Genomic DNA, 24,071 nt, shown 5'->3' with positions numbered 1-24,071 from the left:
CGCGTAAGCGGCACGTCCAACCGGCTTCGGCAGGTGTGTGTCACTCGATGACGTCTGACCCAGAGGTGCTTTCGGATGGCCCTGGGCCGTCTCGGCACCCGACACTATGGCCTTAGGGTTGTAAGGCGGCTCGGGATGTGGGGCACACAGGGGGCACAAGACACCGTCAAACGTCGTCAACCAGCAACCAACGTCGGCAGCCCGAGACGCCGTCTGAGCAGGCACCGGCTAGCGTCTCTGCTGGTAGCGGGACAGCGGCTCTCAGTTCCGCTTCAACGTCTGACGGTTCGCGCGACGAGAACCGGGGGCATGCGTGTCAGACGGAGACCCAGCAGTACAGGCGTTCGTGACGTGCTGTCGCTAGACGTGCCAAGGCTGCCAGCTCGATCAGAATCTCTGCCAGATGTGAGGGCTCTCCCTGCCCCCAGAACTCCTCGATCTGCGACCACGGCAACGCCACTCCACGCAGCTCGGCTTCCGACGCGGTAGCCAGCGCCGCCTGGACCTCATCCGTTAGCGAGACGACAAGTAGCTCGCCGTCATGACGAACAGCGACGGCGTGACCCCACCTCAGGTTCTCTGTTACCGAGTCGTAGTCGAGGCCGGTCAGCAACTCCTCCAGCTTCCCCAGCACCACGAAGGGCTCAATACCCTTCAGCTCGACAACCTCCGATCCGGGATCTGAGGCGGCACGCGGACCGCCAAGGACATCGATCACGGCGGCGGCTGCATCATCAGAGGCGGCCGAGAAGTAATCGCAGAGAAGTCCCACGGCATGATCATGGCAGTCGCGCCCCTCCGGTGCAGTCCCTGCTACGCCCGATGCGTTTAGGGCTCATCTGTCGACAGCAGCGGTGACAGCAACTGGCGCGAACGGAGCCACGCTCTCCCAAGCACGGCTGGACAGGTGCCCGAGGCCAGGGACGCGGACGGGCCCCGCCGGTCGACGCGCCCAGAACTTACAAGCGAGGGGTCCAGGCGGCTGGCTGACCTTGGGCGATTATTCGGCGACGAAGACGCCCACGCCGGGCAGCGTCTCGGTCATCCCCTTGATCCGTAGCACCTGCATGGCGCGGTCGATTACCGGCTCGGTAACGCCGTAGTGCTCGATCAACTCTCGACGGCTGGGCAGCTTGGAGCCCGGCGGGAACTCGCCGGAGGCGATGCGCTCGGCGAGGTCGTCGGCAATCTGCTCGTAGCGGTAACGCGGTGGCACGGTGTTCCCCTCGGTTGGCAACACGAGTAGACCACCTACGTCAGCCCTTGACTACCCAACGGTACCTATGGGAGGTTGCCGAGGAGGTCGATTCCCTCGGTTGGCGCTGTGGGCCGTCCTCACCGGCGTGGGTGCCCGACGCATCCCCCGTGATCGGGCATCCACGCCCCCGGACACCTGCGGCACGAGGAGGCGGCAGTGCTCCCTTCCGATCCCCTGACGCGGCGAAGAGTCACCACAACGGCTCCGGCGAGCCGATGAAGCGCGTCTCGTACGACGAGTACGTCCTGGCGGTGGCGCTTACCCTCGCCCGCCGTCATCGGCCCGTCTGGTCATGGCGGCACTGGCGGCACGTCTGCCGCTGCGGAAGCAACCTGCCCTGCCGAAGCCGCCACCGCATTCCGATCAACCGCGGCCACTGGCCCAGCCAGGACGGCCCGCGATGACCACCCACCAACCGATCAAACCGGCCTGGACGTGCGGCGGTTGTGCGGGGGAGTGGCCATGCCAGACCCGGCGGCGCGAACTGCGAGCGGAGTACGACCGCGCCCCGGTGTCGCTTGCCCTCTACCTGGCTGCCCAACTCGTCGACGCCGCCCAGGACCTGCCCCACGTCCCCGCCGGCCACCTGCACCATCGCTTCCTCGGCTGGACCCGATGAGCATCCTTCGAGCCGGCGACGAGAAGTTCCACTACAGCGACGGCTCCCACAGGTGGACCCCGCCGGACCCGGACTACGACCAGGAGGTCTGGGAGGAGCAGGTCCGCCAGCACAAGCAAGGCCACCTCAGAAATGAGCGATCGAAGGTTCGCATCCAACGTCTGATCTGAGGCCGGCAGTACAGCAGCGAAGTACAGCAACCGTGCCAGCCGAACCAGACCGAGCAGTACACCAACAGGTTGTCCGACCTCGCATCGAGCCTGATCCGACCGGCTCGCCGACAGTTCACACCGAAGCGGTCACCATGCCCGATACGTGACCGTTGGTTACCCGACACGGCAGAAGCTCAATCACTCGGCGGGCGCGGTCCTCGCTTGTCGGCAGCAGGTAGGTGTTGACCCGCAGCGTGAAGCTCAGGTCGGCGTGGTCGAGGTACAGGGACAGCGCCTTGATGTTCTCGCCCGCACCGCCGGGGACACGAACTCCGATCACAAGGGTGTCGTGGCGTACTTCTTCCTCGCACCCTGACCGGCGGGACGAACGGGTCGGCGTCAACGAGCGGTTGGCGGAGCTCCGACCTGTGAGGACCACAACGCCAACCGTCACGTGTCGTAGAGCCCGTCCCACGGCTCGTGGAATCCGAGGCGATCCGGATACAGCTCGACCCAGTCCACGTGGCTGCCGTCGCCCGCCCGGTCGCCGGACTCGTCGATCAGGCCGAACACGACGCCGTCGTGACGGGTCTGGAACAGTCGTACGGCGATGTCGCCGTACGACTTGCCTGGCAGGCTCGCGAGCGGCCCGTCGAGTGCCTCGCTCAGCGCGCCTCGATCCGGAACCCTCGTGATGGTCGAGCTCCGGTACGTCCCGTCGTGGTCGAAGAGATGCACGTACGCGTGGTGGTCCCACGCCGAGGCGAGGAACAGCCCGTCGTCGTAGCGGCCGATCGTGTCCGTCCGGTGGCCGGGCTCGTGTGCGATGGGAATCAGCCGGGGTACGGGCACTCGATCAACGTAGCGTACGAGCGCGGGGCGCCCGCCAGGATGGCGGACGCCCCGAAGCGTCGACGTGCCGGTCAGCCGATCAGCGTGACCGAGTAGTCGTACGTCGTCCCGGTCACCGAGTAGGTCGCGGTCTGCCCGTTCTCGCAGTACGACACGAAGCTGCTCGGCGTGCGCTGCGCGCCGGCCACCGCGTCCACCACCGGCCGGACGTCGGCGCCGACCGGCAGCGCGGTGGTGGTGAGATCGATCGTCCGCGACTGGTTGATCGGGTAGTTGTCGGTGTTCGCCGTCTCCAGGCCGTTGCTCGCCTGAACACTGAAGGACATCACGAAGGCGGCGTTGTTCACCACGGCGATGCGCTGAACGCAGGGTTCGGCCTGCGCGCTGGCCGCGGATGCCCCAGCCAGTGCCGATGCACCGGCGGCGAGCGTCCCGGCGAGTGCGGCTCCGACGAGCCTGGCGCGGAAGGTCATGGTGTCACCTCTCGGTCGTACGTGGCGCCGGGCGCCGACTGGCGGCGCCCGGCGTGTGGTCCGTATCGAAGTGCCCGAGTGGTCTCGATCGAACCCTGTGGATCGCATCATTCTGTGTCGGGCCTACGGCTCCCGGTCGATCCGACGGCTCGACCGGTGCCAGACTGAGGGATCGATTTCGATGGCGTGCGAGCGTCCCGGCGCGAGGAGTCCGAAGTGGTGAACTCCGCCCTCTCCGCTGTCGTCCACGCGGTCGGAGCCGGCCCGCCACCGCTGGCGGACCCGGCTCTCGACCCCGGTGCGACCTACTACACCTTCGTCGTCCTGTCCGGTATGTACCTCGCCCCCGTCGTCATGTCCGGGCTCGGGTTCCTCTGCGCCGCGGGCATCGGGCTCAGCCGCCGGATCGGTACGGCTGCCGCGATCGCGATCGTCCTGTTCTACGCGTTGTCGCTGCTCGGCAGCGCCTTCACCTGGCCCGGCCTGGAACACCAGGGAAAACCGACTGAGACGCTGTGGCTGATCGTCATCGGTTGCGGCGGCTTCCTGGTGTTGCCCTGGCTCGTCGCGTTCGGCGGCACCAAGGTGGCCCTCCGCCGTCGCGGAGCCACGACCCGGTAGCCGTCAGGCACCTCGCGAAGGGTCTGCGCGCAGGCTCCGCGTCAGGGCGGGGATCATCACCGCCGCCGCGACCAGGTGCAGCCCGACCAGCGCGACAGTGGTGGCTGCGTCGCCCCCGGCGATCAACGGCGGCACCATCGACAGCGCGGTCAGGGACACCGCCGTCCACACGAACCGCCGCGCGGGGTAGGCGCTGAACCGCAACAGGACGGCGGCGATGACGACGCCCACGAGCGAGAAGAACCCGGTCACCACGGCGAACCCGCCCAACGGGATCGTCTCGCCGCCGTCAGGGATCTCGAAGTCCACACCGGCGGCCCGGGCGAGCGCCGCCGCGAGCGTGGTGACCGCCATCGCGGCGATCGTGGCGACCAGGCCGGTGACGGCGAGCCGCCGGAAGCCGTGCGGACGGCCCGAGACGGTGCCGGTGTCGGTGCTGCTGATCATGTCGTTCCTCCGAGCTTCGAGGTGAGGGGTGAGGATCCGCACGGTCGCGGTGCGACGGCCGGGGTTGCGCAACGCGCGTACGCCGGTGCCGCGCAGCCAGAAGCCGGCGTCACGGCCGAGGACCGGCCCGGGGGTGCCGTCGCGCAGCTCCAGCTGCACCCGGCCGCGCGTGACCACGCCGTACGCGTGACGCCACTGGGCCGCGACCACCGGAACTCGCGCGCCGCCGGGCAGCGCGAGCGTCCGCGCGGGCACTACGGCGTACGGTCGGCCGGCAGGCGCTCCGGCAGCCCGAGCCGCGGGAACTGGTCGGCGTGGAACGTGACGATCTCGGTGATGGCCCCGCCGGTGATGCGCAGGGCGTCGACTGTGAGCGGCAGGTACGCGCCGTCGCTGTCCTGCCAGAGGTAGAACGCGACGGCGGGCTGCCGGTTCACGGCGGTGGGCACTGCTCGCAGGCTGCCCAGGCTCTCGAAACCGTCTGCGATCCAGTCGTTCACCACGGCGTCGCGGCCGATCTGGAGGCCCGGGGTGGGCGGCATCGAGCAGCGCACGTCGTCGCGCAGCATGGCGGCGAGACCGTCGACGTCCTTGGCGATGCTGGCGTCGGTGAAGCGGCGTACCAGCTCGCGCGTCCGGGTGTCCGTCTCGTCGCCGGTCCAGTCCTGCCGTTGCGCGGGTAGGTGTTCCCGCATGCCCGCGCGGGCGCGCTGCAAGGCGCTGTTCACCGAGTTGACCGAGTCCCCGAGGAGTTCCGCGACGTCCTTCGCGGGCCAGCCGAGCACGTCCCGCAGGATCAGCACTGCGCGCGGGCGCGGCGCCAGGTGCTGCACCGCGACCAGGTACGCCAGCTCGATCGTCTCGCGCGCCACCGCTACGGTTTCCGGCTCGTCCGCGTCGGCGGCGGGCAGCTCGTCGAGCAGCCGGTCCGGGTACGGCTGGAGCCACCGCACCTCGCCGCCGGTCGCCGGCTCGGGCCGGCACTTGGCGAGCCGGTCCAGGCAGGCGTTGGTGGCGATCCGGTACAGCCAGGCCCGGAACGTCGACCGTCCCGCGAACGTGTCCCGCCGCCGCCACGCCCGCAGGAACGTCTCCTGGACGGTGTCCTCGGCGTCCTCGAACGACCCGAGCATCCGGTAGCAGTGCACGTGCAGCTCCCGCCGGTGCCGCTGCGCCAGCCCGGTGAACGCCGGTTCGTCGACCTCAGCCAGATCGCTCACGCCCAGCTCCTGCAGCTGCGTGTCCATACCCATGACGTCATCCCTCCGCGTCGTCGTGTCCCTTCGCAGGTGTGACGGGCACGGGCGCGGAAACTCATCACCGCGACGTCAGCTCGCGCGCGGGGCGTACATGATGACGGCGACGCCGACCAGGCAGATGGCCGCGCCGACGAGGTCGTAGCGGTCGGGCCGGAACTTGTCGACCACCATGCCCCAGGCGAGCGACCCGGCGACGAAGACGCCGCCGTAGGCGGCGAGGATGCGGCCGAAGTTCGCGTCCGGCTGGAACGTGGCCACGAACCCGTAGGCGCCGAGCGCGATCACCCCGGCGGCGATCCAGAGCAGCCCGCGGTTCTCCCGCCAGCCCTGCCACACCAGCCAGGCGCCGCCGATCTCGGCGAGCGCGGCGAGCAGGAACAGCAGGATGGAACGCACGACCGTCATGCGTCAGACCGTAGCCGGGCCTCGGTCCGGACCGGTGAAGGGCAGGGGACAGTGCGGGCTTTCGGCGCAGGTGACCAGGTCGTCGCAGCCGGCCGAGACGGCGGCCCGGAGCGTGTCGCGGACGGCGGTGAGGTCCGCGAGCCGTCGCTCCACCTCGGCGAGCTTGTCGCGGGCCCGGGTCCGCAGGCCGGCGTCGTGCCGTCCGGCCGCCAGCAGGTCGGCGACCTCGGCGAGCGTGAAGCCGAGACGTTGCGCGGCCTTCACCACCCGCAGCAGGGTGACCGTCTCGGCCGGGTAGAGGCGATGCCCGCCCGGCGACCGCCGGGGCGCGGGCAGCAGCCCGCGCCGTTCGTAGTAGCGCAGCGTCTGCACGTTGACCCCGGCCGCGTCGGCGAGCCGGCCGCTGCGCAGCTCCGGCTCGCCCATCACCGGCCCCGCGCGGCCGTGGCCCGCAGGGCCAGGGCATCGAGTACGGCGACACGGGTCGCCGGAACGCGGATGTCGAGCGTCAGCGTGTCGCCGTCCGGGCGGGCGAGATCGAAGGTGAAGAAGGAGCAGCAGGCGGACTCGCGGGCGATCAGGTCCCGGGTGAGCGCTTCGGCGCGGCCGTCGAGGTGCAGCCGCAGATGCCCGGCGGCCGGCCGGTCGGCGCCGCGCAGCGCGTCGTGGAACAGCCCGTCGAACTCGGCCAGCCGCAGCGGCCGTTCGGCGGTGGGCAGCGTGCAGGTGCCGGGCACCCAGGAATCGTCGGTCACGTCTCGACGGTAAGCCCGTACCGGGGTACCGGATGCAACCGCCGGTTCATCCTTCCCTGAATACAGCAGACGCTGTACAGTCACGGCATGCGGACGCTGCACCACTCCCAGGCGCTGTCCCGTTTCGGTCACGCGCTGTCCGACCCGCTGCGTGCCCGGCTGCTGCTGGCCCTGCGCGACGGGCCCGGCTACCCGGCCGAGCTGGCCGAGGCGCTCGGCACCAGCCGGCAGAACCTGTCCAACCACCTGGCCTGCCTGCGCGGCTGCGGCCTGGTCGTGGCCGTGCCGGAGGGTCGCCGCACCCGGTACGAGCTGGCCGACGCCCGCCTCGCCCACGCGCTCGGCGACCTGGTCGGCGTCGTGCTCGCGGTCGACCCGGCCGCCTGCCCGGACGCTGCGGACGGATGCTGCTGATGAGCCTGCCGCTGATCCCCGTCACGCCCGCAGGCCCGGCGCCGGACCGCCGTGCGCTGCTCACCCGCCGGGTACGCCTGCTGGTCGCCGCGACGATCACCTACAACGTGATCGAGGCGGTGGTGGCGATCGGTGCCGGTACCGTCGCGTCCTCGACCGCCCTGATCGGTTTCGGTCTGGACTCGGTCATCGAGGTGGCCTCCGCGGCGGCGGTGGCGTGGCAGTTCGCCGGTCCGGATCCGCAGGCCCGGGAGCGGGTCACGCTGCGCGTCATCGCGGTGTCGTTCTTCGCGCTCGCCGCGTACGTCTCAGTCGAGGCGGTACGGGCGCTACTCGGCGGCGCCGAGGCCGCGCACTCACCGGTCGGGCTGGTGCTCGCCGGGCTCTCGGTGATCGTGATGCCGGTGCTGTCGGCAGCGCAGCGGCGCGCCGGGCGTGAACTGGGCTCCCGGTCGGCGGTGGCCGACTCGAAGCAGACGTTGCTGTGCACGTACCTCTCGGTGGTCCTGCTCGTCGGGCTGGCCCTCAACGGCCTGTTCGGATGGTCCTGGGCCGACCCGGTCGCCGCCCTGGTGATCGCCGTGGTCGCGGTCCGCGAGGGCCGCGACGCCTGGCGCGGCGACACCTGCTGCGCCACCTGCGGCCCGGGCGGCGGGCGCGACGCGCGGGCCTGATCACCGGCCGCGACCTGCGGCGACGTCGGGAATACGGCTGTGCTCGACGGCCCGGCGGGCTACCGTCACCGGAGTACGGGCCGGTGCAGGTCAGGCGCGCCGCGTCCACGCCCGCGCCGTCGGAGTTGACGTGGCGGAAACGCCCGCAGACGAGCATGGGTACGACGAAAGGGGCGGACATGACCGACGAGGTGACGTCGCAGGTCCCGCCGGAACCGGCTCCCGTGCTGACCACCACGCCCGCCGGAACCGGACCGGTCGGACCGCCGAGCAGCCTGGACCTGTGGGCGCGCGCCCAGGTGCTGCACCGCTGCTTCGGCGACGACGACGGCGAGCCGCACATCATGCGCGGCCTGGACTGACCGCGCCGGTCAGCGCACCGTCACGCCGGCCCCCGCCAGCACCTCCCACCACGACGCGAGGTCGGGAACAGGCTCGGCGCGGGCCGTGTACTCATCCAACCGCCGCCGCTGCTCCGCGCTCGGCGCCGGTGAGACGGTGGCGCCCACGCCGACCAGGGCGTACCGGTGGCCGCCGACGGTGAGCAGCATCGTGCCGACGATCGTCCCCCGGGCCTCGACCTGCCCGGCGGGCGCGGCGAACACCTCCGCGCCGCGCCGGTCGCGGGCGCGCAGCCGGCCCTCGTCGAGCGTCAGCAGCACCGGTACGCACCGCATGCCGTTCCAGAGGCTGCGTCGCCAGTAGACGATTCCCGCGTACGACCGGTCCACGACGCCGACCGTACCGTTCCCGCGCACCGGTGAACGATTCCCGGCGGCGGTGCGTGAGAGCCGGTGAGCATCACCGGCGGCCGCCGGGGGTACTGCTGCGGGACACGGAAACGAACAGCCGGGAGGTCACGGTGGGGGACAGGGCGGGACGTCAGGGGCGCGGGCCGATCGCCGGACTGGTGGTGGCCGCGCTGGTGGCGGCCGGCTGCATGGCCGGCGGCATCGACCAGGGCGAGCCGCAGCAGCCCGCACCCCCGCGCAGCGCGCAGCCCGAGTCGCAGACCACCCGGGCGGACGGCACGACGAGCGTGGCCGAGTTCAAGCAGGACATCCAGGACGCGGTCCGGCTGGCCGAACGCTACTGGGCGGAGCAGTTCCGCGCCTCCGGTGAGCGGTTCACCCCGATCCGGCGGGTGGTGGCCTACAGCCGCGAGGGCGAGGTGGCCTGCGCCGGGCAGGGGCTGCCGCGCAACAACGCGGTCTACTGCTCGGCCGGCGACTTCATCGCCTACGACGTGAACTGGTCGGTGGCGGCGTTCCGGCAGATCGGCGACGCGTTCCTGTTCTACCTGCTCGGCCACGAGTACGCCCACGGCATGCAGGTGCGGCTGGGCATCCGCTACAACTTCACCATCCAGCAGGAGTTGCAGGCCGACTGCATGGCCGGGGCGTACCTCGGTGACAGCGTGCGGTCCGGGGCGCTGGAGCTGGAGGACGGTGACCTGGAGGAGTTCCGGGAAGGGCTGCTGGCGGTCGGCGACGACCCGGACCAGCCGTGGTTCGCCGAGGGCTCGCACGGCACCGCCGAGCAGCGCAGCGAGTCGTTCTTCCGGGGGTACGAGAAGTCGCTCGGCGCCTGCGGCCTCGGGTGATGCCGCGGGTCACCCCGATCGGGGACGGTGACGGGCGCACCGGACGCGGCTGGCAGGATCGGCGGGGTACGCGTATCGAAGGAGGCCCCCGCTGAGTAGCAAGCACCCCGCCGCCGTGCTCTTCGACATGGACGGCACCCTGGTCGACAGCGAGAAACTGTGGGACGTCGCCTTGCAGGAACTGGCCGCCGTGTACGGCGGTGTCCTGTCCGAGGACGCCCGCCGCGCGATCGTCGGCACCGGGATGGCCGACGCGATGCGGATCGTGCACGACGACCTGGGCCAGCCGGAGCGGGACGTGCAGGAAAGCGCCGACTGGATCAGCGCCCGGATCCTGGACCTGTTCCGCACCGGGCTGCGGTGGCGTCCGGGCGCGCTGGCGCTGCTGCGGGCGGTACGGGACGCCGGCATCCCCACCGCGCTGGTCACCTCCAGCGGCCGGTCCCTGGTCGAGGTGGCCCTGGACACGCTGGGGCGGGACAGCTTCGACGCGGTGGTCTGCGGCGACGAGGTGGACTCGGCGAAGCCGCACCCGGAGCCGTACCTGACCGCCGCGCGTCTGCTGGGCGTGCCGGTCGAGCGGTGCGTGGCGATCGAGGACTCACCGACCGGGGTGGCCAGCGCGCTCGCCGCCGGGGCGGCGGTGCTGGCCGTACCGGCCGAGGTGCCGCTGGCGCCCGCCGACGGCGTACACCAGCTGGAGAGCCTGCTCGCGGCGGACCTGGAGCTGCTCGCGGCCCTGCTCAACCGTTAAGAAGGGCCCCTTCTTATGCGCGAGGCGTTAAGAAGGGGCCCTTCCTTTCACGTCAGTCGTGGGCGATGGCGCCCAGGACGTTGATCCGCGCGGCCCGGATCGCCGGCAGCACGGCGGCGACCACGCCGATGATCGCGGCCAGGATCAGGAACGTCACCATCTGACCCCACGGCAGGACCAGGTCGGTGATGCCCTCGTCCTTGAGCGCCTCGACCACCGCCGCGCCGAGACCCGTGCCGACCACCACGCCGAGCAGTGCGCCGAAGATGGAGATCACCACCGCCTCGACCGTGATCATGCGCATGGTCTGGGCACGGCGCAGGCCGATCGCCCGCAGCAGGCCCAGCTCCCGGGTCCGTTCCAGCACCGACAGCGCGAGCGTGTTGATGATGCCCAGCACCGCGATCACGATGGCCAGCGCCAGCAGGATCTGGATCATCTGGAGCAGGGAGTCCAGCTGGCCGGTCTGCTGCTCGATGAACGCGGCCCGGTCGGCCACCGATACCTCGGGGCTGTCCGCCAGCAACCGCTCGACCTGCGGCTGCACCGCGTCCACCGACGTGCCGGGGGCGAGCTGGAGGAAACCCTGGATCGGCTGCGGGATGGCGAAGTCCGCGGCGGCCTGCGGCGGCAGCGTCACCGGGTTGGTCAGCTGCGAGCTCTCGTAGATGCCGCTGACCGTGTAGGTGCGGGCGTCGCCGCGGGACAGCTGCACCGGCACCGTCGAACCGACGCTGAGGTTGCGTGCCTTCGCGGTGTCGGAGCTGACCAGCATCTGGTCCGGCGCCAGCTTGCTGATGTCACCGGCGGTGGCCTTCGCCCCGAAGATCTGCTGGAGCGCGGCCACGTTGCTCGACACGGCCACCCAGGTCCGCTCGCCGCCGACCACTGCCATGTCGCCGTACTCGCCGTCGACCATCTGGACGCCCGGGATCGCGGCGGCCTTCTCCAGCACCGCCGGGTCGAAGCTCGCCGGGCGCGGCCCGGACGACGCCCCGGAGATCACCAGTTCCGCCTTGATGGTGTCCTCGGCCAGCGCGCCGATGCTGCCCTTTGCCGAGTCCAGGATCACCGTCACGCCGGTGACCAGGGCGATGCCCACCATCAGCGCGGCGGCGGTGATCGCGGTGCGGCGCGGGTTGCGGCCCGAGTTGAGCCGGCCCAGCTTGCCCGGCACCGACCAGGAGAAGATCGCGCCGAGCAGCGAGACCACCGGCCGGCTGATGATCGGCGTCAGCAGCGCCACGCCGATGAACGCGAACAGCACGCCGCCGAGGATGGTCGCCAAGGTGCTGTCGCCGGCGTGCCCGCCGAGACCGAGGAACAGCAGCACCGCGCCGATGCCGGTCACCACCGCGCCACCGATGGTGACCTTGGTGAGCGGCCGGTCCGGCGTGGCGACGTCCTGCATCGCGGCGATCGGCGGGATGCGCGAGGCGCGCACCGCCGGCAGCAGCGCGGCGATCACCGTGATCAGCATGCCGACCGCGAACGCGCCGATCACCGCCGAGGCCGGCACACCCAGCCCGGCCAGGGTGAGACCCCCGGCGAGCTGACCGAACAGGTACGCCAGCAGCGCGCCCACGCCGATACCGGCGGCGAGCCCCAGCACCGAGGCGATCAGGCCGACCGCGAGCGCCTCCAGCACCACCGAGCCGATGACCTGCTTGCCGCTGGCCCCGATCGCGCGCATCAGGGCCAGCTCACGGGTGCGCTGGGCCACGATGATCGAGAACGTGTTGAGGATCAGGAACGTGCCGACCAGCAGCGCCACCGCGGCGAACCCGAGGAGGATCTTGTTGAAGAACGACAGCCCCTCCTTGAGGCCGGCCGAGGCGTCGGCGGCGAGCTGCTCGCCGGTCTTGACCTGGTAGTCGGCGCCCAGGGTGCGGGCCAGCTCGTCGCGCAGCGCGGCCGGCGTGGTGCCGTCGGCGGCCTGGACGCTGACGTTGCTGAACACGTCCGGCTTGCCCAGCATCAGCTGCTGCGCCACCGGGGTGGTGAAGTAGACCTCGTTGGCGCCACCGATCGAGTCCCGGCCGCCGCTGTATCCGAACACGCCGACGAGCGTGAACTCCTTCTTCGGGGCGAGCGTCAGCACGCCGACCCGGTCGCCGACCTTGACCTTGCCCGCCTCGGCCAGCGCGGTGTTGATCACGATCTCGTCGTCGGCCTGCGGCGCGCGGCCCTCGCGGATCTCCACCAGGTCGCTCTCACCGAGCCAGTTCTGGCCCAGCTGCGGCGGACCGAACGAGGTGACCACCTTGCCGTTGCTGCCGATCATGCGGGCGCCGTCGGCGGCGACCACGCCCTCGGCGTCGGCGACGCCGGGCACCGCCTTGATCCGGTCGAGCACCGACGCCGGCATCGGGGTGCTCAGCGGCATGCCCTCCGTAGTGGAGACGTCGATCTTCGGCTTCGCCTCGACACTGACGTCGACCTCGGCGTACGCGTCGGCGAAGACCGCGTCGAAGGACCGCCCGAGCGTGTCGGTGAGCACGAACGCGCCGGAGACGAACATGACGCCGAGCACCACCGCCAGGCCGGACAGCAGCAGGCGCAGCTTGCGCGCCAGCAGGCTCTTGAGCGTTGCCCGCAGCATCAGTTGCCCACCTCGACCGGGGCGTCCAGCTTCTTCATCGTGTCCAGCACCGTCTCGGCGGTCGGCTCGATCAGCTCCGAGACGATCTGCCCGTCGGCGAGGAAGACCACCCGGTCGGCGTAAGCGGCGGCGGTCGGGTCGTGCGTGACCATCACGATGGTCTGGCCGTGCTCGCGCACCGAGTTGCGCAGGAACTTGAGCACCTCGGCGCCTGAGCGGGAGTCCAGGTTGCCGGTCGGCTCGTCCGCGAAGATCACCTCGGGGCGGGCGACGAGCGCCCGGGCGCACGCCACGCGCTGCTGCTGGCCGCCGGAGAGCTGAGCCGGGCGGTGCCCGAGCCGCTCCCGCAGCCCGACCGTGTCGATCACCGTGTCGTACCAGGCCGGGTCGGGCTTGCGCCCGGCGATCGACAGCGGCAGCAGGATGTTCTCCTGCGCGGTGAGGGTGGGCAGCAGGTTGAACTGCTGGAAGATGAAGCCCACCTTGTCCCGGCGCAGCTTCGTCAGACCCGCGTCGTTGAGACCGGTCACCGTCGTGTCACCGATCATCACGGTGCCCTTGGTCACCGTGTCCAGACCGGCGAGGCAGTGCATGAGTGTGGACTTGCCGGAGCCGGACGGCCCCATGATCGCGGTGAACCGGCCGCGTTCGAACTCGGCGGTCACCCCCCGCAGCGCGACGACCTGCGCCTCACCGCTGCCGTACACCTTCCACACGTCGTTCGCCCGGGCCGCGGCCTGCTCTCGGCCTACCGTCGCGGTCACGTCATCTACCTCTTCCGTATGTCGTTCTCATGCCGCACCGCCCCCGCTGGCCGGTACGGCGGAATCCATCCTCGGGGTCGCGAGCCCGAAAGCCCTCCGACCTGGGGTGGAATCCGCGCCGATCTTCCGGTGAGGGTCGACCCCCATCCGGGCTCAGGGTGACCCCTGACCGGCAGGCGACGCCGACGTCAGGGCCTGACCCCGCGTGATGGTCAACACATCAGCCCCGCCGCTGGTCACGGTAGGCGACCCGCGCCACCTCAGCCGCCGGGACGGACCAGGCCCGTCTCGTACGCGAGCACGACCGCCTGGACCCGGTCGCGCAACCGTAGCTTCGTCAGCACATGACCGACATGGGTTTTCACAGTGGTCTCGCTGACCGACAGCAACCGGGCGATCTCCGCGTTGGACAGTCCACGCGCCATGTGGGTGAGCACCTCGCGCTCCCGGTCGGTCAGCGGCTCCAGCGCCCGCGCCGGCGCGGCGGCCGGGTCCGGCAGCACCTGGGCGAAGCGGTCGAGCAGCCGGCGCAGGATGCGTGGGGACATCACCGCGCCCCCGGCGGCCACAGTTCGGATCGCGGCGACGAGGTCCTCGGCCGGCACGTCCTTGGTGAGGAAGCCGCCCGCCCCGGCCCGCAGCGACCCGACGACGTGTTCGTCCTGCTCGAACGTGGTGAGCACGAGCACGCGGACCGGCAGCCGGGCCGACACGATCGCCCGGGTGGCGGCCACTCCGTCCAGGCGCGGCATCCGGATGTCCATCAGCACCACATCGGGCAGCAGCCGCCGGGACAGCTCCACCGCCTCCACGCCGTCGCCGGCCTCACCCACCACGTCGAGGTCGTCCTCCGCGCCGAGCACCATCCGGAATCCGGTACGCAGCAGCGGCTGGTCGTCGGCGAGCAGAATCCGCACCGGCCGGGAGACGGCGCCCTCGGTCATGCATCCCCCTCGTCGTCCGGTCGGCGGTCCGGCCGGAGCCCGCCGGCACGCGCCCGCGATCCATCCAGCGGGAACCGGGCCGCGGTAACCACCGTAGAGGGCGCCGGCCGCCCGGTCGCCGATCAGGCCGCCCCGATCCCGCGGGTTGGCCGGGCTCCGCGCGCCGGCCCTCACGGGATCCCGGGTGCCCTGCGCGCACGGCCCTCACGGGATCCCGGGGGGCTCTGTGCGCACGGCCCGCGCGGGATCGCGGGGCAGTCTGCGCGCACGGCCCGCGCGGGATCGCGCACGGCCCTCACGGGATCGCGGGCGGTCTGCGCGCACGGCCCGCGCGGGATCGCGGGGCCGACGGTGACCCGGCGCCGCATTCGTCCCAGAGTGACCCGGCACCCGATTCCGCCCCGCGGTGACCTGACACCGGACTCGCCCAGCTCGGGGAGCGCCGCGCGCCGGCTCGGCGAGCCCGTCCCGGCCGGTGGTGCACGCCCCGCACGCATGATCGACCCCACTTCGCCGAGGTGGCTGCATCCCACCCCTATCGACCCCGCCACCTCCCCGAGGTGGCGTCCCGCCCTCGTCGGCCCCGCCACCTCGGCGAGGTGCTGCGTGCCCGGTCATCACCGGTCGTGATCCACACCTGCTCGGGGAGGTTGCGGCATCATGCACCCGTCGACCCCGCCACCTCCCCGATGTGGCGGCGTCCCACCCCCGTCGACCCCGCCACCTCCCCGATGTGGCGGCGTCCCATCCCCGTTGACCCCGCCACCTCCCCGATGTGGCTGCGTCACGCCCCCGTCGACCCGCCACCTCCCTGACCTGGGTGCATCCCGCCCGTCAACCTCGCCATTTCGGTGAAGTGGTCCGGGTGCCCGGTCGCCACCGATGGTGATCCACACCTGGTCGGGGAGGTTGCGGCATCACGCACCGCTCGATCCCGCCACCTCCCCGAGGTGGCGCCCCAGGCGGCGGGAAGTGGGCGGTCGCGCCCGCTCAAACCGGTGTACGCGGCAACGGTCCTGCCCGCGATGGCGGCTGTGGTGTCCACGTGGCCGCCCGCCTCCACGCAGACACGGATCGCGGCGGGACAGTCGTGCGGCAGCGTGGCGGCGACCCAGCCGCAGGAGCCCTGCCCGTCGAACGCGGACGCGGCAGCCACCGGCCACGGGCGTGCCGGTACGGATCAGCCGCAGCACCGTCACCGCGCCCGGCCCGTACCCCCGGGTATGGGCCCCAGCGCTGCGCGAACGCCAACGCCAGCCGGTTCCGGTCGATCCGTCCCCCGGCGGCCAGTCCGGCCACCACCGAACAGGCCATCTCGGTGTCGTCGGTCCACTCCCACGGCGCTCTGCGCGCCGGGTCCGCATCGGGCTCGGACGCGCTCCCCGCGACCGAGCTGCGCGCGGGATCGCGGGCGCTCCGCGCGCCGGTCCGCACGGGATCGCGGGCGCTCTTGTGTGCGGTTACGGTCCGAACGGGTGGATTGACGGCGGGTACGACTGGGCATCACCGGCGTGCGCGGGATCGCCCGTCGATCCGGGCACCCTCCGGCCAGGCGTCAACCCCGGGCACCCTCCGGCGGGAGCGGAGGTCACTCGTCGGCGCCGGGCGCCACCGGGCGGGAACGGGCGTCCACGAGCGGGTCGGGCGCGGCGGCGGCCACCGGGAACGGCGGCGGTGTCCCGCCGTAGCTCGGGCACAGCGCCTGGTGGTTGCACCAGTCGCACAGGCGGCTCGGCCGGGGACGGAAGTCCTGCCGGGCGGTGGCCTGCTCGATCGCCCGCCACAGCGCCACCACGGTGCGCTCGAAACGCACAAGCTCGTCGGCGTCCGGCGCGTAGTCGCAGACCTCGGCGTCCTTGAGGTAGAGCAGGCGCAGCACGCGCGGCACCACGCCCCGGGTGCGCCACAGCACCAGGGCGTAGAACTTGAGCTGGAACAGCGCGCGCGCCTCGAACGCCTCGCGCGGCGCCCCGCCGGTCTTGTAGTCGACCACCCGCAGCGCGCCGTCCGGCGCGACGTCGAGCCGGTCGAGGTAGCCCCGGATGAGCAGCTCGTCGTCCACCACCGCGGAGATCAGCGCCTCGCGCTCGGCCGGCTCCAGCCGGCGCGGGTCCTCCACCGCGAAGTAGCCGTCCAGCAGCGCCGTCGCCGACCGGAGGAACTCCTGCGGTCCGACGGCGTCGCCGTCGGCGAACAACGTCGCCAGCTCCGGCTCCTCGGTGACCAGCCGGTCCCACTGCGGGGCGACCAGGTCACCCGCCGACTCCGGGGTGCGCGCGGCGGCCGGCAGGTCGAACAGCCGCTCCAGCACGGCGTGCACGAGCGTGCCCCGGGCCTGCTCGACGGTCGGCCGCTCGGGCAGCCGGTCGATGCTGCGGAACCGGTAGAGCAACGGGCAGGTCTTGAAATCTGCCGCCCGCGACGGCGACAACGAGGCCCGCACGGTGACCGGCGCCGGTGCCGCCGTCTGGTCGCCGTGACTGTCGATCATCGGTTCCGCCGTCATGACCGGAAGGTTAGGGCACGCGTGTGACAGGGCCGGCGTCGCCGCACCGAAGCATGATCGGGATCGCGGCGCCCTGGGTCGTCCCCGGCTGCGGGGCTCGCCGGAGCTCAGCTCACGTAGCATCGGGCCGGTGCAGAAGCGGAGCCGAGGACCCCGCCGGCCGGGGCTCAGCCTCGGCCGGGTCCTCGGGGTGCCGCTGCGCGTCGACGCCTCGATGCTGCTGCTCACCGTCGTGGTCACGGTGCTCTACGCGGCGCTGGCCCGCCGTCAGCTCGACCTCGGCCCGCTCGGCGGCTCTTTGGTCGGCCTCGGCTTCGTGATCTCCCTGCTCGGTTCCGTGCTGCTGCACGAGCTGGGCCACGCGCTGACCGCCCGCCGGTACGGCATCGGTGTGCGGGGGATCACGCTGGAACTGCTCGGCGGCTACACCGAGATGGACCGCGACGCCCCCAGCCCTCGGGTCGAGCTGCTGATCTCCCTGGCCGGTCCGGCCGTCTCCGCAGTGCTCGGCGCCGGCGCGGTCGCCGCCACCCTCGCCCTGCCCGCCGGCACGCTCGGCCACCAGCTCGCCTTCCAGCTCGCGGTCAGCAACGTGGTGGTGGCGATCTTCAACAGCCTGCCCGGCCTGCCGCTGGACGGCGGCCGGGCGCTGCGCGCCGCCGTGTGGGCGCTCACCCGCGACCGGCACCGCGGCACCGAGGTGGCCGGCTGGGTGGGCCGGGCCGTCGCGCTGGGCACGCTGGCGCTGGTCGTGGTGCTCACCATGCGCCGGGCGCTGGCCCCGCTGGCCCTGCCGCTGCTGCTGCTCGTCGCGCTGACGTTGTGGCGCGGCGCCGGCCAGTCGATCCGGATGGCGCGCATCGGCCGCCGGCTGCACCTGGTCGACCTGGCCCGGCTGGCCCGCGCGGTACTGCCGGTGCCCGCCGGCACGCCGCTGGCCGAGGCCCAGCGCCGCCGCGACGAGGCGGGCACCCCCGAGGCGGCGCTCGGCGTGGTCGACTCGGCCGGCCGTACGGTCGCCCTGGTCGACCCGGCCCGCGTCGCCGCCGTACCCCCGGAACGGAGGCCGTGGGTCGCGGTGGACGAGGTGGCCCGCGACCTGTCCGCCGTGCCGGCCCTGCCGCTCGGGGCGGACGGCGAGCGGGTGCTGGAGACCGTGCGCACCCACCCGGGCGCGCAGTACGTCGTGACGGCAGGCGAAGATGTGGTCGGCGTGCTGCACATCGCGGATCTCGCCCAGCTCCTGGAACCCGAACGGAAGACGAACACGTGACCGCAGAGATCTCCACCGTCCCGGCGTTGCCCCCGGTCCACCGCGGGCCGTTCCGGCCGGGCGACCGGGTCCAGCTGACCGACCCGAAGGGCCGGATGCACACCGTGACGCTGGAGCCGGGCAAGGAGTTCCACACCCATCGCGGGATCCTCAAGCACGACACCCTGATCGGCCTGCCCGACGGCAGCGTGGTCACCACCGCCGGCGGCGGCACCGCGTTCCTGGCGCTGCGGCCGCTGCTGTCGGACTACGTGCTGTCCATGCCGCGCGGCGCCCAGGTGATCTACCCGAAGGACTCGGCGCAGATCGTCGCCATGGGCGACGTCTTCCCCGGCGCCAAGGTGCTGGAGGCCGGCGCCGGATCCGGCGCGCTGTCCTGCTCGCTGCTGCGGGCCGTCGGCACCGAGGGTGAGCTGCACTCGTTCGAGCTGCGCGACGACTTCGCCCAGATCGCCCGCCGCAACGTCGAGGCGTTCTTCAACGGCCCGCACCCGGCCTGGAACCTGCACGTCGGCGACGTCGCCGACTGCGCCGAGACCGGATTCGACCGGATCATCCTCGACATGCTCACCCCGTGGGAGATGCTCGACATGGTCGAGCGGGCACTCGTGCCCGGCGGCGTGCTGATCGGCTACGTGGCCACCACCCCGCAGCTGTCCGAGCTGGTCGAGGCGCTGCGCGAGCGCGGCGGCTGGACCGAGCCGCGCGCCTGGGAGTCGCTCGTGCGCGACTGGCACGCCGAGGGGCTCGCCGTCCGACCGGACCACCGGATGATCGCCCACACCGCGTTCCTGGTCTCCGCGCGCAAGCTCGCCCCCGGGGTCACCGCGCCGCCGCGGCGGCGCAAGCCCAGCAAGGGCGCCGAGGCGTACGCGCAGCGCCGCGACGCCCTGCGCGCCGCCGCCGCGGCCCGCGCGGCGGAGGAGCCGGAGCAGTCCTGACCCCCGCCGCGCGCCCGCGCGCGCACGGGCGGATCATGTGTGCCGGTGGGGACGACACCTGAGCGGGTGGAGACGGTGGCATGAGCGAGCGGATCGGGGCGCGCGTCGGGCGGCGCGCCCGTGCCGGTGACCGGAACCGACGGCGGCGCCGCGGCGCGGGTCGGCGGGAGGCGGCGTGAGCAACCCCGGCTACGGCAACGGCGATCTGCCCGCCGTCTTCCCGGACTGGTCGCCCTACACCGACCTGGAGTCGGCCGCGCGGGCGTACCTGCGCGACCCGGACATCGCGCTGGAGGCGCTCGACGGCGTGCTGCGCGGCGCCTCAGTGCTCGGGTTCACGCTGGAGCGCTTCGTCAACGAGGTGAACGGCGTGTGGCAGGAGGTCGTCGTCTGCGACGGCAGCCGGCTGGTGCTCTGGCACGGCGAGGACGTGCCGCCGGGGGAGGGGCCGCCCGGCGCGATGACCTCGTCGCTGCGGGTGGTGCCGCTGTCCACCGTCACCGAGGTCGGCTGCCGGCGGCGGCTCATGCGCGCCGACAACGGCACCGTACGGGTCGACAGCATCGACGTGTACCTGCTGCTCAGCTCACTGGACGAGGCGCCGCCCAGCGACGAGGCGATCGGCGCGCCCCGGCACGACGCGCTGCGATTCGGCAAGACCCTCGACGACGGCGGGGCCGGGCAGATCGCCCGGCTGGAGGAGTTCGCCCGGCTGGTCGCCTCGGTCGTCGGCCGGCCCCTGCTCTGAGGCGGACGCACGACGGGCCGGGGACCACACGTCCCCGGCCCGTCGTGTCCGTCTCCGCCTCAGTCCTCGGCCTCCGGGCCGGCCACCTCGACGCCGTCGCTGCCGCGCACCACGTGGATGCACTCGCCCGGGCACTCCTTCGCGGAGTCGATCACCTCGAGGCGCAGGTGCTCCGGCACGTCCACCCGGGCGCCGGGGGCCTGCCGCAGCTCGCCGTCGGGGCCCTTGACGTACGCCAGGCCGTCGACGTCGAACTCGAAGACCTCCGGCGCGTACTGCACGCAGAGCCCGTCACCGGTGCAGAGATCCTGATCCACCCAGACCTGCAACTGGTCGGTCGCGACGTCGGTCACGAAGCACCCCCCATGTTCTCCCGTCCCACGCTCCGACGGTACCCGAACGCCCGTACCCGCCCCGCGACCAGCCCTTCGCGATCAAGCTTCGGTGACGAGCGCGTTGCTGTGGACCGAATCGGGCTCATAGCGGCTAGTGTTAGGTCAGAACGTTCAAGCCCCCCGGGGAGGTGGGACGTGGCACGCAGCGACGACGCGGACTCGCGCGCCGCACGGTGGGAAAAGGAAGCCCACGATCTCTCCACGCAGGTCGCGTTCCTGCAAGAGGAACTCGCTCTGGTGCGGCGCAAGTTGACCGAAAGCCCTCGACACGTCCGGCAGCTCGAAGAGCGGCTGGCGGCCACCCAGGCACAGTTGGCGCGGCTGACCGAGAACAACGAGCGGCTCGTGAGCACCCTCAAGGAGGCTCGCGCGCAGATCGTGACGCTCAAGGAGGAGATCGACCGGCTCGCCCAGCCGCCGAGTGGCTACGGCGTCTTCCTGGCCAAGCACGACGACGGCACGGTGGACGTGTTCACCGGCGGGCGCAAGCTCCGGGTGGCCGTCTCGCCCTCGCTGGAGGTCGACGAGCTGCGCCGGGGCCAGGAGGTCCTGCTCAACGACGCGCTCAACATCGTCGACGCGTTCGGCTACGAGCGGGTCGGCGAGGTGGTGATGCTCAAGGAGATCCTGGCGGGCCCCGAGGGCGCTCCGGGTGACCGGGCACTCGTGGTCTCGCACTCCGACGAGGAGCGCATCGTGCACCTCGCCGAGACCCTGATCGGCAGCGCGATCCGGGCCGGCGACTCGCTCATGATCGAGCCCCGCTCGGCGTACGCGTACGAGCGGATCCCGAAGAGCGAGGTCGAGGAGCTGGTCCTGGAGGAGGTGCCCGACGTCGACTACGAGGACATCGGTGGCCTCCAGGCGCAGATCGAGCAGATCCGCGACGCGGTGGAACTGCCCTTCCTGCACTCCGACCTGTTCCGCGAGCATCAGCTCCGGCCGCCGAAGGGCATCCTGCTCTACGGCCCGCCCGGCTGCGGCAAGACGCTCATCGCCAAGGCGGTGGCGAACTCGCTGGCCAAGAAGATCGCCGAGCGGGAGGGCAAGGATCGGCACACCAGCTTCTTCCTCAACATCAAGGGCCCCGAGCTGCTCAACAAGTACGTCGGCGAGACCGAGCGGCACATCCGGCTGATCTTCCAGCGGGCGCGGGAGAAGGCCGGTGAGGGCACTCCGGTGATCGTGTTCTTCGACGAGATGGACTCGGTGTTCCGCACCCGCGGCTCCGGCGTCTCCTCCGACGTGGAGAACACCATCGTCCCGCAGCTGCTCAGCGAGATCGACGGCGTCGAGGGCCTGGAGAACGTCATCGTCATCGGCGCCTCCAACCGGGAAGACATGATCGACCCGGCGATCCTGCGCCCCGGCCGGCTCGACGTGAAGATCAAGATCGAGCGGCCGGACGCCGAGGCGGCGAAGGACATCTTCTCCAAGTACATCCTCGCCGGCCTGCCGCTGCACGCCGACGACCTGGCCGAACACGGCGGCGACGCCCAGGCCACGGTCGCGGCGATGATCGACGCGGTGGTCCTGCGGATGTACTCCGAGACCGAGGAGAACCGGTTCCTCGAGGTCACCTACGCCAACGGTGACAAGGAAGTCCTCTACTTCAAGGACTTCAACTCCGGCGCGATGATCCAGAACATCGTCGACCGGGGCAAGAAGATGGCCATCAAGGAGTTCCTCACCTCCGGCCGCAAGGGTCTGCGCCTGCAGCACCTGCTCGACGCCTGCGTCGACGAGTTCCGCGAGAACGAGGACCTGCCCAACACCACCAACCCCGACGACTGGGCCCGCATCTCCGGCAAGAAGGGCGAGCGGATCGTCTACATCCGCACGCTCGTCTCCGGCGGCAAGGGCGCCGAGGCCGGACGGTCCATCGAGACCGCCAGCAACACCGGCCAGTACCTGTAGTCCGACCCCCTCGACGAAGGCCCGTGGCCTACGCGCCACGGGCCTTCGCGCGTACCCGGGGAAGCCGCCACACCGGACCCGGCGCTGCCGCCACGCCCCCTCGGCGCGTCACGCCGACTACGCTCGACGTGACGGGGACCGGGACGGCGAGCGGAGCGGGCAGGTCGATGAGCGTTAGACGGATCATGGGCACCGAGGTCGAGTACGGCATCTCCGTGCCCGGTCAGGCCGGAGCCAACCCGATGGTCACCTCCTCCCAGGTGGTCAACGCCTACGGGGCGCGGCCGGAACTCAACCGGGGCGGCCGGGCCCGCTGGGACTACGAGGAGGAGTCGCCACTGCGCGACGCCCGGGGGTTCACGTACTCCGGCGCCGCGTACGACCCGGCCGAGGCGCTCGCCGACGAGGATCTCGGGCTCGCCAACGTCATACTCACCAACGGCGCCCGCCTCTACGTCGACCACGCGCACCCGGAGTACTCCACACCCGAGGTCACAAACCCCCTCGACGTGGTGCGGTGGGACAAGGCGGGGGAGCGGGTGATGGCCGAGGCGTCCCGCCGCGCCGCGACCATCCCGGGCACCCACCCGATCCACCTGTACAAGAACAACACCGACAACAAGGGCGCCAGCTACGGCGCGCACGAGAACTACCTGATGCGCCGGCAGACGCCGTTCGCCGACATCGTGGCGTACCTGACGCCGTTCTTCGTCACCCGGCAGATCGTCTGCGGCGCCGGGCGGGTCGGCATCGGCCAGGACGGCGGCCAGAGCGGTTTCCAGATCTCCCAGCGGGCCGACTTCTTCGAGGTCGAGGTGGGACTGGAGACGACGCTCAAGCGGCCCATCATCAACACCCGCGACGAGCCGCACGCCGACGCCGACAAGTACCGCCGGCTGCACGTCATCATCGGCGACGCCAACCTCTCCGAGATCTCCACGTTCCTCAAGGTCGGCACCACCTCGCTGATCCTCGCCATGATCGAGGAGAAGGCGCTCGGCGCGGACCTGGGCATCGCCGACCCGGTGGCCGAGCTGCGCGCGGTCAGCCACGACCCGTCGCTCAAGCACCTGATGCGGATGCGCGACGGCCGCAGGCTCACCGCGCTGGACGTGCAGTGGGCGTACCTGGAGCGGGTGAGCTCCTTCGTGGACGACCGCTACGGCAAGGACGTGGACGCGCAGACGGCCGACGTGCTGCGCCGCTGGGAGAGCGTGCTGGACCGGCTCGGCCGGGACGCGTTCGAGTGCGCCGACGAGCTGGACTGGGTGGCCAAGCTGCGGTTGCTGGAGGGCTACCGGGAGCGGGAGAAGCTCGCCTGGGGCTCGCACAAGCTGCAACTGGTCGACCTCCAGTACTCCGACGTGCGGCCGGAGAAGGGCCTCTACCACCGGCTGGTGCAGCGCGGCTCGATGAAGACGCTGCTCACCGACGAGCAGACGCGCGCCGCGATGACCGAGCCGCCGGAGGACACGCGGGCCTACTTCCGGGGCCGCTGCCTGGACCGGTACGCCTCCGAGGTGGTCGCCGCGAGCTGGGACTCGGTCATCTTCGACGTGGGCCGGGAGTCGCTGGTCCGGGTGCCGATGATGGAGCCCGAGCGGGGCACCCGCGCGCACGTCGGCGAGCTGTTCGACCGCTGCGAGAGCGCGAAGGATCTGCTGGAGACGCTCACCGGCGGGTGACCCCGATGCC

The 24,071-nt window shown here is 71.8% G+C and carries 29 protein-coding genes and 1 pseudogene; 13 read left to right on the top strand and 17 right to left on the bottom strand.

All coding sequences use genetic code 11. The features are described from left to right. Positions 1 to 316: 316 nt before the first annotated feature. Both ML5_RS27225 and ML5_RS27220 read right to left on the bottom strand, forming a co-directional pair. Positions 317 to 772, bottom strand: a complete 456-nt coding sequence (locus tag ML5_RS27225; RefSeq protein WP_013476971.1) for a hypothetical protein — start codon at positions 770 to 772, stop codon at positions 317 to 319. A gap of 228 nt (positions 773 to 1,000) precedes the next feature. After that, entirely contained in the window at positions 1,001 to 1,240 is a 240-nt protein-coding gene (locus tag ML5_RS27220; RefSeq protein ID WP_013476970.1) for a GntR family transcriptional regulator, read from the bottom strand. Positions 1,241 to 1,658: 418 nt separating this feature from the next. On the opposite strand from ML5_RS27220, the gene ML5_RS27215 reads away from it, so the two are divergent. Together ML5_RS27215 and ML5_RS32440 are read left to right on the top strand one after the other, a co-directional pair. Continuing rightward, positions 1,659 to 1,877, top strand: a complete 219-nt coding sequence (locus tag ML5_RS27215) for a hypothetical protein (protein ID WP_013476969.1) — start codon at positions 1,659 to 1,661, stop codon at positions 1,875 to 1,877. Next, positions 1,874 to 2,047, top strand: a complete 174-nt coding sequence (locus ML5_RS32440) for a hypothetical protein (RefSeq protein WP_013476968.1) — start codon at positions 1,874 to 1,876, stop codon at positions 2,045 to 2,047. Before ML5_RS27215 ends, ML5_RS32440 begins: the two co-directional genes overlap by 4 nt. Before the next feature lie 115 nt (positions 2,048 to 2,162). Here ML5_RS32440 and ML5_RS31850 read toward each other — a convergent pair whose 3' ends face one another. The 3 genes from ML5_RS31850 to ML5_RS27200 form a co-directional block, all read right to left on the bottom strand. Further along, on the bottom strand, positions 2,163 to 2,369 hold the full coding sequence (locus ML5_RS31850) for a hypothetical protein (protein ID WP_041784299.1): 207 nt from the start codon (positions 2,367 to 2,369) through the stop codon (positions 2,163 to 2,165). A 110-nt stretch (positions 2,370 to 2,479) separates the two neighbouring features. Continuing rightward, on the bottom strand, positions 2,480 to 2,881 hold the full coding sequence (locus tag ML5_RS27205) for a hypothetical protein (protein ID WP_013476967.1): 402 nt from the start codon (positions 2,879 to 2,881) through the stop codon (positions 2,480 to 2,482). Between the two features lie 71 nt (positions 2,882 to 2,952). After that, positions 2,953 to 3,354 (bottom strand): hypothetical protein, encoded by a 402-nt coding sequence (locus ML5_RS27200; RefSeq protein ID WP_013476966.1) that lies wholly within the window; start codon positions 3,352 to 3,354, stop codon positions 2,953 to 2,955. A 216-nt stretch (positions 3,355 to 3,570) separates the two neighbouring features. Here ML5_RS27200 and ML5_RS27195 point away from each other — a divergent pair, with 216 nt between their 5' ends. After that, a complete protein-coding gene (locus tag ML5_RS27195) occupies positions 3,571 to 3,975 on the top strand; it encodes a hypothetical protein (protein ID WP_013476965.1) in 405 nt (134 codons plus the stop codon). A 3-nt stretch (positions 3,976 to 3,978) separates the two neighbouring features. Here the strand turns inward: ML5_RS27195 and ML5_RS27190 are convergent, their stop codons facing one another. The 5 genes from ML5_RS27190 to ML5_RS27170 form a co-directional block, all read right to left on the bottom strand. Beyond that, entirely contained in the window at positions 3,979 to 4,677 is a 699-nt protein-coding gene (locus ML5_RS27190; protein WP_013476964.1) for a DUF6069 family protein, read from the bottom strand. Then, positions 4,677 to 5,675 (bottom strand): RNA polymerase subunit sigma-70, encoded by a 999-nt coding sequence (locus ML5_RS27185; RefSeq protein WP_013476963.1) that lies wholly within the window; start codon positions 5,673 to 5,675, stop codon positions 4,677 to 4,679. The genes ML5_RS27190 and ML5_RS27185 overlap by 1 nt, the downstream gene beginning before the upstream one ends. A gap of 75 nt (positions 5,676 to 5,750) precedes the next feature. Continuing rightward, entirely contained in the window at positions 5,751 to 6,086 is a 336-nt protein-coding gene (locus ML5_RS27180; protein WP_013286088.1) for a YnfA family protein, read from the bottom strand. Between the two features lie 3 nt (positions 6,087 to 6,089). Further along, positions 6,090 to 6,512, bottom strand: a complete 423-nt coding sequence (locus ML5_RS27175) for a MerR family transcriptional regulator (protein WP_013286089.1) — start codon at positions 6,510 to 6,512, stop codon at positions 6,090 to 6,092. Beyond that, positions 6,512 to 6,841 carry a hypothetical protein gene (locus ML5_RS27170; protein ID WP_013476962.1) on the bottom strand — a complete coding sequence of 110 codons (330 nt, stop codon included), beginning with the start codon at positions 6,839 to 6,841 and terminating at the stop codon, positions 6,512 to 6,514. The genes ML5_RS27175 and ML5_RS27170 overlap by 1 nt, the downstream gene beginning before the upstream one ends. An 87-nt stretch (positions 6,842 to 6,928) precedes the next feature. On the opposite strand from ML5_RS27170, the gene ML5_RS27165 reads away from it, so the two are divergent. The 3 genes from ML5_RS27165 to ML5_RS27155 all read left to right on the top strand — a co-directional run bounded on the left by ML5_RS27165 (position 6,929) and on the right by ML5_RS27155 (position 8,291). After that, positions 6,929 to 7,255 (top strand): helix-turn-helix transcriptional regulator, encoded by a 327-nt coding sequence (locus ML5_RS27165; RefSeq protein ID WP_013476961.1) that lies wholly within the window; start codon positions 6,929 to 6,931, stop codon positions 7,253 to 7,255. After that, a complete protein-coding gene (locus tag ML5_RS27160; protein ID WP_013476960.1) occupies positions 7,255 to 7,929 on the top strand; it encodes a cation transporter in 675 nt (224 codons plus the stop codon). The genes ML5_RS27165 and ML5_RS27160 overlap by 1 nt, the downstream gene beginning before the upstream one ends. 179 nt (positions 7,930 to 8,108) lie before the next feature. Further along, positions 8,109 to 8,291 carry a hypothetical protein gene (locus ML5_RS27155; RefSeq protein WP_013286093.1) on the top strand — a complete coding sequence of 61 codons (183 nt, stop codon included), beginning with the start codon at positions 8,109 to 8,111 and terminating at the stop codon, positions 8,289 to 8,291. A gap of 9 nt (positions 8,292 to 8,300) precedes the next feature. On the opposite strand, the gene ML5_RS27150 is transcribed toward ML5_RS27155, so the two are convergent. Beyond that, positions 8,301 to 8,687, bottom strand: coding sequence for a hypothetical protein (locus tag ML5_RS27150; RefSeq protein ID WP_013476958.1), 387 nt, complete (start codon positions 8,685 to 8,687; stop codon positions 8,301 to 8,303). A 104-nt stretch (positions 8,688 to 8,791) separates the two neighbouring features. Here ML5_RS27150 and ML5_RS27145 point away from each other — a divergent pair, with 104 nt between their 5' ends. Together ML5_RS27145 and ML5_RS27140 are read left to right on the top strand one after the other, a co-directional pair. Beyond that, positions 8,792 to 9,532 (top strand): neutral zinc metallopeptidase, encoded by a 741-nt coding sequence (locus tag ML5_RS27145; protein ID WP_013476957.1) that lies wholly within the window; start codon positions 8,792 to 8,794, stop codon positions 9,530 to 9,532. 115 nt (positions 9,533 to 9,647) lie between these two features. After that, a complete protein-coding gene (locus ML5_RS27140) occupies positions 9,648 to 10,286 on the top strand; it encodes an HAD family phosphatase (RefSeq protein WP_041784297.1) in 639 nt (212 codons plus the stop codon). Between the two features lie 52 nt (positions 10,287 to 10,338). Here ML5_RS27140 and ML5_RS27135 read toward each other — a convergent pair whose 3' ends face one another. The 5 genes and pseudogenes from ML5_RS27135 to ML5_RS27120 form a co-directional block, all read right to left on the bottom strand. After that, positions 10,339 to 12,888: an ABC transporter permease gene (locus tag ML5_RS27135; RefSeq protein WP_013476955.1), complete on the bottom strand. Its 2,550-nt coding sequence runs from the start codon at positions 12,886 to 12,888 to the stop codon at positions 10,339 to 10,341. After that, the gene (locus ML5_RS27130; RefSeq protein ID WP_013476954.1) at positions 12,888 to 13,652 is read right to left on the bottom strand and encodes an ABC transporter ATP-binding protein; all 765 of its coding nucleotides are present in this window, start codon (positions 13,650 to 13,652) and stop codon (positions 12,888 to 12,890) included. Before ML5_RS27130 ends, ML5_RS27135 begins: the two co-directional genes overlap by 1 nt. 260 nt (positions 13,653 to 13,912) lie before the next feature. Next, on the bottom strand, positions 13,913 to 14,596 hold the full coding sequence (locus ML5_RS27125) for a response regulator transcription factor (protein WP_013286098.1): 684 nt from the start codon (positions 14,594 to 14,596) through the stop codon (positions 13,913 to 13,915). A 958-nt stretch (positions 14,597 to 15,554) separates the two neighbouring features. Beyond that, a pseudogene (locus ML5_RS31675) lies at positions 15,555 to 15,910 on the bottom strand (ADP-ribosylglycohydrolase family protein); the annotation flags it as partial. Between the two features lie 274 nt (positions 15,911 to 16,184). Beyond that, complete coding sequence (locus tag ML5_RS27120; RefSeq protein ID WP_030274008.1) at positions 16,185 to 17,102, bottom strand: PD-(D/E)XK nuclease family protein; 918 nt, start codon at positions 17,100 to 17,102, stop codon at positions 16,185 to 16,187. Between the two features lie 214 nt (positions 17,103 to 17,316). Between ML5_RS27120 and ML5_RS27115 the strand changes: the two genes are divergently transcribed. The 3 genes from ML5_RS27115 to ML5_RS27105 all read left to right on the top strand — a co-directional run bounded on the left by ML5_RS27115 (position 17,317) and on the right by ML5_RS27105 (position 20,064). Further along, on the top strand, positions 17,317 to 18,375 hold the full coding sequence (locus ML5_RS27115; RefSeq protein ID WP_236619461.1) for a M50 family metallopeptidase: 1,059 nt from the start codon (positions 17,317 to 17,319) through the stop codon (positions 18,373 to 18,375). Then, a complete protein-coding gene (locus ML5_RS27110) occupies positions 18,372 to 19,316 on the top strand; it encodes a tRNA (adenine-N1)-methyltransferase (protein WP_013476951.1) in 945 nt (314 codons plus the stop codon). The genes ML5_RS27115 and ML5_RS27110 overlap by 4 nt, the downstream gene beginning before the upstream one ends. Positions 19,317 to 19,491: 175 nt before the next feature. Beyond that, a complete protein-coding gene (locus tag ML5_RS27105; RefSeq protein ID WP_013476950.1) occupies positions 19,492 to 20,064 on the top strand; it encodes a hypothetical protein in 573 nt (190 codons plus the stop codon). A 59-nt stretch (positions 20,065 to 20,123) separates the two neighbouring features. Here the strand turns inward: ML5_RS27105 and ML5_RS27100 are convergent, their stop codons facing one another. Next, entirely contained in the window at positions 20,124 to 20,417 is a 294-nt protein-coding gene (locus ML5_RS27100; protein ID WP_013286103.1) for a ferredoxin, read from the bottom strand. Positions 20,418 to 20,594: 177 nt separating this feature from the next. Here ML5_RS27100 and arc point away from each other — a divergent pair, with 177 nt between their 5' ends. Then, positions 20,595 to 22,376: a proteasome ATPase gene (gene arc / locus ML5_RS27095; RefSeq protein WP_013286104.1), complete on the top strand. Its 1,782-nt coding sequence runs from the start codon at positions 20,595 to 20,597 to the stop codon at positions 22,374 to 22,376. Positions 22,377 to 22,543: 167 nt separating this feature from the next. Further along, entirely contained in the window at positions 22,544 to 24,061 is a 1,518-nt protein-coding gene (gene dop / locus ML5_RS27090) for a depupylase/deamidase Dop (RefSeq protein WP_013476949.1), read from the top strand. Positions 24,062 to 24,071 lie beyond the last annotated feature (10 nt).

It is taken from the genome of Micromonospora sp. L5 (assembly GCF_000177655.2).
GTDB lineage: Bacteria > Actinomycetota > Actinomycetes > Mycobacteriales > Micromonosporaceae > Micromonospora > Micromonospora aurantiaca.
The sequence above is the reverse complement of the archived record's forward strand: the minus strand, read 5'-3'. Positions and strand labels throughout refer to the sequence as shown.